10 protein-coding genes and 4 pseudogenes are annotated in these 12,132 nt (G+C 40.2%); 13 read left to right on the top strand and 1 reads right to left on the bottom strand.

Going from position 1 to position 12,132, the window contains the following annotated elements:
* Positions 1-1,842 carry a 2-oxoacid:acceptor oxidoreductase subunit alpha gene (locus IPO83_01010; protein MBK9729867.1) on the top strand — a complete coding sequence of 614 codons (1,842 nt, stop codon included), beginning with the start codon at positions 1-3 and terminating at the stop codon, positions 1,840-1,842.
* A gap of 55 nt (positions 1,843-1,897) precedes the next feature.
* Positions 1,898-2,943, top strand: a pseudogene (locus tag IPO83_01005) (2-oxoacid:ferredoxin oxidoreductase subunit beta).
* A gap of 27 nt (positions 2,944-2,970) precedes the next feature.
* On the opposite strand, the pseudogene IPO83_01000 reads toward IPO83_01005, so the two are convergent.
* Positions 2,971-4,516 (bottom strand): annotated as a pseudogene (locus IPO83_01000) (GH3 auxin-responsive promoter family protein).
* A gap of 253 nt (positions 4,517-4,769) precedes the next feature.
* On the opposite strand from IPO83_01000, the gene IPO83_00995 reads away from it, so the two are divergent.
* The 11 genes and pseudogenes from IPO83_00995 (at position 4,770) to IPO83_00945 (ending at position 12,131) form a co-directional block, all read left to right on the top strand.
* On the top strand, positions 4,770-5,318 hold the full coding sequence (locus IPO83_00995) for a sigma-70 family RNA polymerase sigma factor (GenBank protein MBK9729866.1): 549 nt from the start codon (positions 4,770-4,772) through the stop codon (positions 5,316-5,318).
* A gap of 170 nt (positions 5,319-5,488) precedes the next feature.
* A complete protein-coding gene (locus tag IPO83_00990) occupies positions 5,489-5,995 on the top strand; it encodes an anti-sigma factor (protein ID MBK9729865.1) in 507 nt (168 codons plus the stop codon).
* 430 nt (positions 5,996-6,425) lie between these two features.
* Positions 6,426-8,540, top strand: coding sequence for an NAD-dependent DNA ligase LigA (gene ligA / locus IPO83_00985; GenBank protein ID MBK9729864.1), 2,115 nt, complete (start codon positions 6,426-6,428; stop codon positions 8,538-8,540).
* Entirely contained in the window at positions 8,513-8,746 is a 234-nt protein-coding gene (locus IPO83_00980) for a tyrosine-type recombinase/integrase (protein ID MBK9729863.1), read from the top strand. The genes ligA and IPO83_00980 overlap by 28 nt, the downstream gene beginning before the upstream one ends.
* A 275-nt stretch (positions 8,747-9,021) precedes the next feature.
* Positions 9,022-9,480: a helix-turn-helix transcriptional regulator gene (locus IPO83_00975; GenBank protein ID MBK9729862.1), complete on the top strand. Its 459-nt coding sequence runs from the start codon at positions 9,022-9,024 to the stop codon at positions 9,478-9,480.
* A 14-nt stretch (positions 9,481-9,494) separates the two neighbouring features.
* Positions 9,495-9,812, top strand: a complete 318-nt coding sequence (locus IPO83_00970; GenBank protein ID MBK9729861.1) for a hypothetical protein — start codon at positions 9,495-9,497, stop codon at positions 9,810-9,812.
* Positions 9,813-10,047: 235 nt separating this feature from the next.
* Positions 10,048-10,392 (top strand): annotated as a pseudogene (locus tag IPO83_00965) (type II toxin-antitoxin system RelE/ParE family toxin).
* Positions 10,376-10,679, top strand: a pseudogene (locus IPO83_00960) (helix-turn-helix transcriptional regulator). The pseudogenes IPO83_00965 and IPO83_00960 overlap by 17 nt, the downstream one beginning before the upstream one ends.
* A gap of 266 nt (positions 10,680-10,945) precedes the next feature.
* Positions 10,946-11,278 (top strand): type II toxin-antitoxin system RelE/ParE family toxin, encoded by a 333-nt coding sequence (locus IPO83_00955; GenBank protein MBK9729860.1) that lies wholly within the window; start codon positions 10,946-10,948, stop codon positions 11,276-11,278.
* A gap of 12 nt (positions 11,279-11,290) precedes the next feature.
* Positions 11,291-11,599, top strand: coding sequence for a helix-turn-helix domain-containing protein (locus IPO83_00950; GenBank protein ID MBK9729859.1), 309 nt, complete (start codon positions 11,291-11,293; stop codon positions 11,597-11,599).
* A complete protein-coding gene (locus tag IPO83_00945; protein MBK9729858.1) occupies positions 11,592-12,131 on the top strand; it encodes a hypothetical protein in 540 nt (179 codons plus the stop codon). The genes IPO83_00950 and IPO83_00945 overlap by 8 nt, the downstream gene beginning before the upstream one ends.
* Position 12,132 lies beyond the last annotated feature (1 nt).

Genomic DNA, 12,132 nt, shown 5'->3' with positions numbered 1-12,132 from the left:
ATGAGTAATAATAATTTTGAAGTTCTCGATGAGGTCGTGATCAAATTCGCAGGCGACTCAGGCGATGGAATGCAGCTTACAGGTGGCCAGTTTACCAATACGGCAGCCTTGTTCGGAAATGATCTTGGTACTTTCCCTGACTTTCCTGCCGAGATCCGCGCACCAATAGGCACTGTAGCAGGTGTTTCCGGTTATCAGCTAAACTTCGGCAGTAAAGAGATTTTTACACCGGGTGATAAATGCGATGTGCTGGTAGTTATGAATTCTGCCGCACTGAAGGTGAATCTTTTCAATTTGAAAAAAGGCGGGATCATCATTGCCAATACCGCAGGATTTGACTTAAAAAATTTAAAGCTTGCCGGATATGAAAAAAATCCGATAGAAGACAATACGCTGGAAGGATTTAACCTGATAAAGGTGGATGTTACCCGTATGACGCGTGAAGCTACTTCCGATATTCAGCTGGGCGTGAAAGAAAAGGATCGTTGCAAGAATATGTTTGTGCTCGGATTTCTCTATTGGATGTTTGACCGCCCGATGGAAAACACCATTAATTTCGTTACGAAAAAATTCGCCAAGTCAGAGGATGTAAAAGAAGCGAATATCCGTGCACTAAAAGCCGGTTACAATTACGGTGATACCACAGAAACTTTCACCACGCGTTTTCATGTGGAGAAAGCGAAGATGGAACCCGGCACTTACCGGAATATAATGGGTAACCAGGCATTGACATTGGGCCTGGTGGCTGCATCGCAAAAATCAGGATTGCCGTTATTTCTTGGTGCTTATCCAATTACACCCGCTTCAGATATTTTGCATGAACTTGCGAAGTATAAAAATTTTGGCATCAGAACTTTCCAGGCAGAAGATGAAATTGCTGCTATCTGTTCTGCCATTGGAGCATCATTCGGCGGATCATTGGGTGTTACTACTACCTCCGGCCCGGGCATGGCATTAAAAATTGAGGCTATGGGATTGGCCGTAATGCTTGAAATTCCATTGCTGATTTGTAACATTCAACGTGGCGGACCCTCTACAGGGCTTCCAACCAAAACAGAGCAAGCCGATCTGATGCAGGCTTTATACGGTAGAAATGGAGAATGTCCGATGCCGGTTATTGCGGCCAACTCGCCGGCAGATTGTTTTTTTGCTGTGTTTGAAGCTGCAAGAATTGCCATTCAACACATGACGCCTGTTATTTTATTAAGTGATGGTTACATCGCCAATGGTGCAGAACCCTGGAGATTTCCTTCCGCAGATGATCTGAAAGAAATAAAAATGGCCTTTGCGAAACCCATGGAGAACGGCGAAAAATTTATGCCTTATGCACGTGATGAAAAACTTGCACGTCCATGGGCTATTCCGGGTACGAAAGGATTAGAACACCGTATCGGAGGATTGGAAAAACAAAACATCACCGGAAATATTTCTTACGAACCGGAGAACCATGAATTCATGGTAAAACTGAGAGAAGAAAAAGTGGAACTGATTGCGAATTATATTCCGCTACAGGATCTTGACAGCGGTCCTTCAAAAGGAGAATTGCTGGTGTTAGGATGGGGTGGAACGTACGGTTCTATTAAAGCTGCGGTGAAAGAACTGCAGGAAGAAGGATACAAAGTGGCACATGCACACCTTCGCCATTTGAAACCTTTCCCGAAAAACCTCGGAGAAATACTCAACAACTATGATAAGGTGATGGTGCCTGAAATTAACAATGGTCAGTTGGTGAAAGTGATACGGGATAAATTCATGATTCCTGCTATTCCATTCAATAAAATACAGGGATTACCCATTATGAAAGCAGAATTAGTGCAGGCGATCAAAGAAATTTTGGCATAGCAAGTACTGAAATAAAAAAGTTTAGCATTTAGAACTCTAAAAGAAAATTAACAAGATGTCTGAAACACTCACAATAGACGCAGCCCCTGAAGTAAAGCTCACTTCAAAAGATTTTCAAACTGATCAGGATGTAAGGTGGTGCCCCGGATGTGGCGATTATTCCATTCTCAAACAGGTGCATACTATACTTCCGCAACTCGGTCTGAAAAAGAAGACATCGTATTTATCAGTGGCATTGGATGCTCTTCGAGGTTTCCTTATTACACCGATACTTTTGGAATGCATTCTATTCACGGTAGAGCAACAGCAGTTGCATCAGGTCTTAAGGCAAGCCGGCCGGAGCTGAGTGTCTGGATTGTAACCGGTGATGGTGATGCATTGTCAATTGGCGGCAATCATTTTATTCACCTGATGCGCCGTAATTTTGATGTGAATGTGCTGATGTTCAACAACCAGATTTATGGTTTAACAAAAGGTCAGTACTCTCCCACTTCTGAAGAAAATAAAGTCACCAAATCAACTCCATACGGTTCTGTTGATCATCCGTTCAATCCAATTGCGCTGGCTTTGGGATCTGATGCCACTTTTGTGGCGCGTTCGATGGATCGTGATCCTGCCCATCTGCAACAGATGTTATTACAAACCTGGAAACACAAAGGAGCTTCCTTCCTTGAGATTTATCAAAACTGCAATATTTATAATGATGGCGCTTTTGAACTCTTCACCGAAAAAGGGACCAGGAAACTGAATGACCTTTTCATGGTGCAGGGACAACCATTGATATTCGGCAACAACGATGAAATGGGCATACGGCTGGATGGATTTACGCCACAGGTAGTGAATCTGAATGAAGGATTTTCGAAAGATGACCTGATGGTGCACGATGCGAAGGACATTAACAAAGCCATGATACTTTCACGCATTTATGAAATGAATGACGGTACGCATTTTTATCCAAAACCATTCGGTGTTTTTTATACGAGAGTCCGTGATACTTACGAAGACGTGATGAATGAGCAGATTGTGAATGCTACCGCGAAAGTTGGAACCGCAGATCTTGATAAGTTGCTTCGCGGAAGGGAAACCTGGACGGTAGAATAATTGCTGATCGAGTTCAGATAACTCCTATCACTTCTCTTTCACCTGTGCTAAATAATTCAGCCAGTCTTCCAATTGCTTTTTCTTCAGCACTCTTGGAAATTTATGCTGACCACCCAGCTTGCCTTGCTGTCGCATCCATTCCATAAACACGGAAGTTGGCATTATATCGACCAATACTTTTTTTAAAGCGGAAGTGCGCTCTGTTGCGTAATCATCATTCAATGCAATCAGGTGCTGATCAAGCTTATCACACAGCATTTTCGCATCCACAGGATCGTCACAACCAATGTACCATTGATGCGCGAATAAACCTTCGTAAGGAATGCCTGCAACAGAGAACTCACGGATATTGATATTGAGTTCTTCATTCACCAGTTCAATGGCACGGTTCATATTGTCAACAGAAAGATGTTCGCCGGTTAAACTCAAATAGTGTTTCGTTCTTCCTACAATTATTATTTCCGCTAACGCGACTGATGTAAACTGCACCACATCACCAATCAGGTAGCGCCATGCGCCGGCACAGGTGGTGAGCAGCAATGCATATGGTTTTTTTTCTTCCACTTCACCGATATGAAGCGCTTTGGCATCTGGCAGCATGTCGCCATTTGCATCAAAATGATCATCATCGAACGGTACAAATTCATAGTAAATTCCATTGGTGAGCAACAATTTCATTCCTTCCGCCTCCGGATGATCAGCGAAAGCGATAAATCCTTCTGATGCGAGATAGGTATCAATATCCACCACTTTTTTTCCGAACAGCTTTTTAAAACCTGTTCGATACGGTTCATAAGAAACACCGCTGTGCACATAGCAGAGCAGGTTGGGCCAGATCTCATGGATGTTTTCAAGATCGTTGTATTCAATAATCCGTTCGAGCATGATCTGAATCCATGCAGGAACGCCAACAATGATGGAGATATCCCAACCGGGCGCTTTGCGTGCAATTTCATTCAGCTTTTTTCCCAGTCTTTTCCTGCGCAATTTTTTTTCCGGGTTTGTAAAACACCTGGAACCAGAAAGGAATTTTCTTAGCGCTGATACCACTCAAGTCACCTTCAAAATATTTACCGCGTTTATTAAGATCAGTGCTGCCACCTAACATTAAAATCCTTTTTTCAAATATCTCCGGTGGAAAGCCAAAATGCCGTCCTGAAAGAATCTGTTTTACAGAAGCTCTTTTAATCGCCCTGATCATGTCAATGGTCAATGGAATTCTTTTACTGCCCGATTCGGAGGTTCCGGAGCTCAATGCAAAATATTTCGTACGACCTGGCCAGCAGATATTGTTTTCGCCATTCAATGTGCGTTGCCACCAATTTTCAAGAATAGAATTATAATGGAAAACAGGTACTGCTTCCCGGTAGGCACTCATTACATCATGATGCATCAATACATTGTAGAACCTGAAATGCTTCCCAAACTCTGTGAATGCAGCTTTGCGCAACAATCTTTTCAACTGCCGCTCCTGGTGTTTAAGTATGCTCACCGGCAGCAAACGGTTACGTTGTTCTTTTAACCGGTCGTTGAGAGCGATCGTGCGTTCGATCATGGGTCCTAGTAAAGGCATCAGGTTACGTTTTCTGTGAGCGGTTGCAAATTCTGTTTTGATAAATGACTTTCAAAACGGTTAAAGATAATACTTCACACATAACATGAACGACCTGCAACCAATCAACTAATGGATCATGATCACCACCCAAAAAACAATAGTTCCTATTGTGAAGTTTGCAGTGAGCCGGTATTATGACATTGTTTAACCAACGCTGCCTGTTGCAAGGCAACCAAATAAAGTTCATATTTGCCGTAAGCTATAAAAACATTTGGACGCAACAAATCCCATATCAATTTCCGAAGATGTATTGGTATCCCGTCTTTTTAAAAAGGACCAATCAGCATTTTCTTATCTCTACGATAATTATGCGCCGGCTTTGAATGGTGTTATTTTCCGGATTGTTCAGGATGAAGAATCATCAGAAGATGTATTGCAGGATACCTTTGTAAAGATCTGGAATAACTTTTCGCAGTACGATAAAACGAAGGGCAAGTTATTCACCTGGATTGTAAACATCGCCCGCAACCTTGCCATTGATTACACCCGTTCTAAAGGCTTCAAGAACCAACAGAAAAACCTTGACGTTGATAAAATCGTAGGTTTCATCGATTCAAAGAAGAGCACCGCTTTTAATCCTGATCAGATAGGATTGAAAAACATGCTTGATAAATTAAAACCGGAACAGCGTGAAATTCTTGACCTCGTTTATTTCAGTGGTTATACACAGGCAGAAGTAGCGAATGAGTTGAACATTCCGCTGGGTACAGTAAAGACTAAAATCAGAATGGCTTTGATACAGTTAAGATCTATTGTTTAATTAAGTGAATACTGAAGAATACATATCATCCGGAGTGCTTGACCTGTATGTCTCAGGACTTCTTTCCATAGAAGAAATGAGAGATGTGGAATTGAAAGCCTGTCAGCATGCTGAAATAAAAGCCGAATTGGTTTCGCTACAATTTGCACTGGAAAGATTTGCTTTTAAATATGCTATTGCTCCATATTGTTGCCTTGAGTGGTATTGCATTTTATTTCAATCATCAATTCATGCATTCACAGGAACAGTTAGCGCAATTGGAAGAACAGGAATCGGGCATTTTAAAGCAAGTAGATGTGCTTCAGTTAGCGTTGAAGCAAAATACAGAGAAGGTGCAGATGCTTACAGATGCGAACACGACAAGGGTGATGATGAAAGGCACTGTGAAATCTCCGGCCAGTGTCGTGCTCGTTTACTGGAACAAAGAATCAAAAGTTGTATTCATGGATATCAAGACGTTGCCGCCTGCTGCAGCCGACAAACAATATCAGTTGTGGTTTATTGATCCAGAAGCAGGTCCGGTGAGTGCAGGTGTTTTTGATGTTAAAACCGGTGAAATGATGAAGATGACCAATGCAACAAATGCAGCAGCCTTTGCTGTAACGCTTGAGCCGCGGGGTGGCAGTGATCATCCCACTATGGATCAGATGTATGTAATAGGAACAGTAGCGTCCTGATTGCGGCATTATTACCGTTTTGAGAAATTTTCAAACTACCTGCAACAAAAATTATTATTCAAATTTATTGGGTAAGTGCATTGAAGAACTAAGGTTGTGTTTGATGTGATTATTTTATCCATCCGATGCGCCTTGCCCGATTGCTTTGCAATGCATCGGATGGTGCGCAACAGCCTGAGTTCATCCATCGGATAGCTTGCGCCAGACCATGAGTAAAGTGCTAACCAATGGATGGGGAATTTTGTAAAAAGCATTTGTATTAAAGATTGGCCATTGATTAAAATCAAAGGCAAGAGATACCGGAATGGCTGCTAAAAAATAGCCTTTCATAGAAGCCTGTAAGTTTCGTTTTACTGTCCGACTCCTATCGCTTTCAAAACTTTTCTATTTTTGAAAATATAAAGCGACTGCTACAAACTGAAATCCACGCATGTATTCTACGGAAGAACAAAAACAACTGATTGCTCTCAGCACACAACTGCTGAAAGAATTTCCTGGTAAGTCATTAGCCAACAAACCGGATCTAAATTTAATCCGCGGACTTCATGACGTAATCCGTTATCACGAATGGCGCTATTATGTTTTGTCGGAACCCGTGATTGCAGATGTTGAATACGATCATTTGTACAGCTATTTAAAAAAGCTGGAAGAAAAATTTCCTGAAATCATCACTGCAGATTCTCCAACACAACGTGTCTCCTATGATCTAACGAAGGAATTTCCGGAAGTACAACATTTAGTTCCGATGCTGTCCCTCGACAATTCGTACGATGCCGAAGACCTGCGTAGCTGGGATAAAAGAGTACGCGACCTTACCGGCGAAAAAGAAATTGTGTATTGTGTAGAACCAAAATTTGATGGCGCGGGCATCTCCGTAGTGTATGAAGGCGACAAACTTATCAGAGGCGCCACACGTGGCGACGGATCCGTTGGAGAAGAAATCACGAACAACATAAAAACACTGCGGTCCATTCCCATTACAGCAGCATTTTCAAAATATGGTGTTCATAAAATCGAAATAAGAGGCGAAGCACTGATCAATAAAGATTCATTTAAAAAGCTGAATACAAAAAGGCTGGAAGAAAATTTACCGCCGCTTGCGAATGCACGCAATTCAGCTTCCGGTGGTTTACGGCAGCAGGATCCAAAAGATGTGGCGGAACGAAAACTCGAAGCCTTTTTATACCACATCAGTTTTGCGGAAGATGCCAATGAAAAAAATTTACTGGGACCCACACTTTCCAATCACGCGGATAATATTTACATGCTGTATGCATTGGGATTTAAAACACCGCAAGGCGAAATAAGAAAAGTAACGGGCATTGATGCGGTGATTGAAGTGTGCAAAGATTTTGAAAAGAAAAGAGAATCACTTGCGTATGAAATTGACGGCCTCGTAATAAAAGTAAATGAGCTTTCGCTTCAAAAGAAATGCGGCTTTACTTCTCATCATCCTCGTTGGGCCATCGCTTTTAAGTTTGCAGCAAAGCAGGCGACAACCGTTTTAAAAAAAGTGGATTTCCAGGTAGGAAGAACAGGCGCCATCACACCGGTTGCAAAATTGGAACCCGTTGAACTGGCCGGCGTCACCATTTCATCTATCTCGATGTTCAACGAAGATTTTATCAATGATAAAGACTTGCGGATCGGAGACCGTGTGCTGATTGAACGTGCAGGTGAAGTGATTCCTTACATTGTGATGGCGGTAACGGAAGGCAGAACAGGCAAAGAAAAGAAGATTGATTTTCCGACACATTGTCCTTCATGTAATGAACCTTTACATAAGCCCGAAGGCGAAGTGAACTGGAGATGTATCAACGTCAATTGTCCGGCGCAGGTTGCTGAACGGTTGATTCATTTTGTTTCGAAAGATGCAATGGACATTAAAGGATTAGGCGCCGCAACAATACAGGAATTTGTTGACGAAGGATTACTGAGCACGATACCTGATATCTATCATCTCGACTACGAGCACATCCGCAAATTAGAAGGATGGAAAGATAAATCCGTAAGCAACCTGAAGAGTGGTATTGAAGCATCGAAGAAACAGCCATTGCACAGAGTGCTGTTTGGAATCGGCATCCGCTTTATCGGCGAAACCACTGCTAAAAAATTGGCGGAACAAATTCACGACCTCACTGATCTAAAAAGCTGGACACAGGAGCAGCTCATGAGCATGGAAGACATAGGGCCTAAAGTGGCCATGAGTGTTTATGAATTTTTTCATACAGAAACAAATGTCGAATTGATTGAAGCCTTACGCAAGGCAGGTGTAAACATGGTGCATGAAAAACGGAAACAATCAACAGAAGGGGCACTTGCAGGAAAAACATTTCTCTTCACCGGCACCTTAAACATGAAACGCGCCGATGCGGAAAAGATGGTGGAAGAAAATGGCGGAACTATTTTAGGATCAGTAAGTGCCAAGCTCAATTACCTGGTTGTAGGTGAAGATGCCGGATCGAAATTGGAGAAGGCGAAAAAGTTGGGGACAGTGAGTATACTTAAGGAAGAAGAATTTATGGGGATGATAGATACAGTTTGATTAAAAAAACACAAAGCAGCAAAAAAGTGAGTGTGCATACCCTGCGGCATTCATTTGCCACGCATCTTTTGGAACAGGGTACCGACCTCCATTACATACAAACTTTGCCTGGACATGAAAACAGCAAAACCACTGAGATTTACACACACGTTACGACAAAGGGATTCGACCAGATCGTAAGCCCGTTAGACAAACTGGAGCTATAGACAATCATGCTACCGAAACACAAATAATAATAACTTGTCATAGAATTGAGATAGTTTAGATGACAGAAATACAATGAAATCAGTTAACCTCCACAACTCTTTAACCCTTAAACAGCAAGCCGGTTGGAATATTTGCGTCATTCGCATATTTCAGCACCAAAATAACAAGTTGTTAATTTTCAATACATTAACACAAAAGTAGAATAGCAAAAATATACGTCATTTTGACGCAAACACAAATGTTATAAGCCATTTTAAAGGACGACAACCAAAATATGAAAATCATCAACTATTTAGCTGACAAACTATTCCGACACCAGAAGAAATTGGAAATTATTGCAATATTTCTTCTTTGCCTGACAATTAGTTTTCGTTTCACAAATTTCAAAACAGAGTGGCTATGGAGTGACAAAACTTACATTGCTGTCATTTTAGTTTTAATGTTAATTTCAATAGCACTTATTTGGATAAAAATTGAAAAGGTAAAGACCGATAATTTAATCAAACTTATAAAAACTGAAATAATCTCCAACAGAACAAACACAGAAAATCAATTAGACGAATTATCTGCTAAACAAAAACAGGTTTTTGATTTGATAGTAACTGGAAAATCAAACAAGGAGATAATGGATGAATTATGTATTGAGTTAAGCACTCTTAAAACACACATAAATAGAATTTATAAAATACTCGGAATAACATCACGACAACAGATTAAAAAGTTAAAAATCTAAGACTAAAACCCTTTATGCCGACAATTATTCAACAAATCAACCTTTTTTCAACCTTCTATCAACCCCTCTCAACCTTGACGGACAGCAACGAACAGACTAATTTTGCAGCTCACAATTTAAATAAAGAGAAAATGAAAAAAAGAAATCTGTTTATGTCCACAACAATAATGTGTGGACTTTTTGTTGCTGCATTTACGTTCAAAGGTGACCAAATTACTTGGTTATGGGCTGACAATAAACCCTTAGCAATTTTTTTAGGCATTTTAGCTATTGTATTAGGGACACAGTGGATAAAGTATCAAAGACTATTGAATAGTGCAAAACAGAATTAGAAGATTGTAATAAAACGGCTTATAACATGGGTATGGCAAAAGTGGCGGTGAAGTGCTGAAATGAACATTTGTGCTTCTTATCAAGTTCAGTGCTGGCAGACAGCTTTGTGCTTTGTATTCGCCACCTTCGCCAAGCCCAAAAACGTTATAGCCAATGCTAAGACCACCTCTATAATTGGTTTTAAACCTGTACAATTAATCTTGAAGTAGTTGTCTGATTAGTTAACTTTGCTTCGTGACGTTTGAAAGACAGGTAATTGCTTATAAAAACTAGTTTCTCGATTTCTGTGAGGAACAACCTGACAACGTTCAGGCAAAGATTGAATGGACGTTAAACTTAATTCGGGTAATGCGACAAGTTCCAGAGAAGTACTTTAAGCATTTAGAAGGCACTAAAGGACTTTACGAAATTCGAGTTGAAACTGGAAGTAACATTTATCGCATCTTTTCCTTTTTCGATAAGGGAAACTTAGTGGTTCTTGGAAATGCCTTTCAAAAGAAAACGCAAAAAACACCAAAGCAGGAAATTCAAAAAGCACTTAAAATAATGAAGGAATATCACTATGAAAACAAAAAGTAACATCACAACATTAGACCAACTTCTTGACAAGAAATATGGCAAAGAAAAGTGCTCCCAAACGTGAACAATGGGAACAACAATTTGAAGCGTTCAGACTTGGGGTCTTGCTGGCAGAAGCAAGAACGAAACGAGGTATGACACAAGAAGAGCTTGCAGAAAAGTGTGGAACGAATAAATCTTATATTTCAAGAATTGAAAACAACTCCTCAGATATCAGACTTTCCACACTAATGAAAATTATACAACAAGGGCTTGGTGGAAACTTAAAATTGACGCTTCAACTTTGATGATAGAAAGAAGCACTGGCTATAACATGCAAATTTGCAATAGGCGGGGTTTTGTTTCCCGCGAGCAGCTTTTTAGTTAATCAAAGTGAAGTTTGCCGAATGAGCATTTGTGTTGAAAGCCCACACATCGCAAATTTGTAAAACTTTAGCCGCAATGCTTGGCAACCCTGCCAACTTGAAATTTCAAAGGTGTATCCACCGATTTTCTTGATAATTTATTTTAAGACAGAATTGATCCTTGTTCACTTTTAAGTTATCTTTGTGCCGTGAATAAAGAAAGAGAAATAATATTTCATGGACAATACTTCAAAGACTTTTACATTGGGGTGAATGACCTCGTAAAAGAAAAGATTGGTTATGTATTTCGTATTGTAAAGTCTGTTGACAAGATTTCGGAAAAGTTCTTGAAACATATTGAAGGGACTGACGGTCTTTATGAAATCAGAATTGAAGCTGGCAGTAACATTTACCGCATCTTCTGTTGCTTTGACAAAGGGAATTTGGTTGTGTTATTCAACGCATTTCAAAAGAAAACTCAAAAGACACCACGACAAGAAATTGATTTAGCATTGAAATTAAAAATGAATACTTCATTTTAAAAAACAAACAAAATGAAAAAGAACGAAGCAATAAGAAACGCTAAAAACTTTGACGAAATTTTAGACATCCAATACGGAAAGATTGGAACTAAAAAGCGCGATGAGTTTGAAGAGAGGGCACAGTATTTTGTGATTAGCGAAACACTTAAAGCTGCAAGGCGTGAAGCTAACTTGACACAGGAACAACTTGCAAACAAAGTTGGAACTAAAAAAAGTTACATCTCACGACTTGAAAACGGCAAGTGCGACATACAGCTTTCAACGCTTTACAGAATTTTTGAAGACGGACTTGGCAGACGGATTAACTTGCTAATTGCATGATTTCATTTCAGAGGCAATTGCAATGACTAAAGAAAACATCAAGCAAAATAGTTATCCTTTTTTACTTTGGGGCTGGCTCATCACCATCGCAAGTTTTTCTTTTTTCTTTTTACATCAATACACCACCACACCCTTTTATTTTTTGCCGTTTCCAGTGTTGGCAATCGCCGGCGTTATCTCAACAATTATTCATTATCGTAAAAATGTTTCCAACGCTACCGTTTCTTATCTAAGCAACTTCCTTTACAAAATGTGGCTGGTGTTAGGCATTTCATTTTTAGCTGTAGTGTTCATCAATGTTTACACATCCAATCCCCCATTCACTTACACTTTAATTATTGCCGCCATCGGAACATTGGCATCAGGACTTGTAATGAAATTTCAACCCCTAATCATAGGCGGCATCTTATTTTTTGTTGCAGCTATCGTCAGTGTATTTGTTCCCGAAGATTACAAAGTTTTGCTTCACGGCATTGCAATCGTTTTCGGTTACCTTATCCCCGGGTATTTATTAAAATCTGCGAAAGCATAAA

The organism is Chitinophagaceae bacterium, from assembly GCA_016717285.1.
GTDB lineage: Bacteria > Bacteroidota > Bacteroidia > Chitinophagales > UBA10324 > JACCZZ01.
The sequence above is the reverse complement of the archived record's forward strand: the minus strand, read 5'-3'. Positions and strand labels throughout refer to the sequence as shown.

What these genes read in the sequence shown, in the direction of transcription:
- IPO83_00950 (MBK9729859.1), top strand. Translation starts at nt 11,291, where the DNA reads ATGAAAAAGAACGAAGCAATAAGAAACGCTAAAAACTTTGACGAAATT.
- IPO83_00990 (MBK9729865.1), top strand. Translation starts at nt 5,489, where the DNA reads ATGCTATTGCTCCATATTGTTGCCTTGAGTGGTATTGCATTTTATTTC.
- IPO83_01010 (MBK9729867.1), top strand. Translation starts at nt 1, where the DNA reads ATGAGTAATAATAATTTTGAAGTTCTCGATGAGGTCGTGATCAAATTC.
- IPO83_00970 (MBK9729861.1), top strand. Translation starts at nt 9,495, where the DNA reads ATGCCGACAATTATTCAACAAATCAACCTTTTTTCAACCTTCTATCAA.
- IPO83_00975 (MBK9729862.1), top strand. Translation starts at nt 9,022, where the DNA reads ATGAAAATCATCAACTATTTAGCTGACAAACTATTCCGACACCAGAAG.
- ligA (MBK9729864.1), top strand. Translation starts at nt 6,426, where the DNA reads ATGTATTCTACGGAAGAACAAAAACAACTGATTGCTCTCAGCACACAA.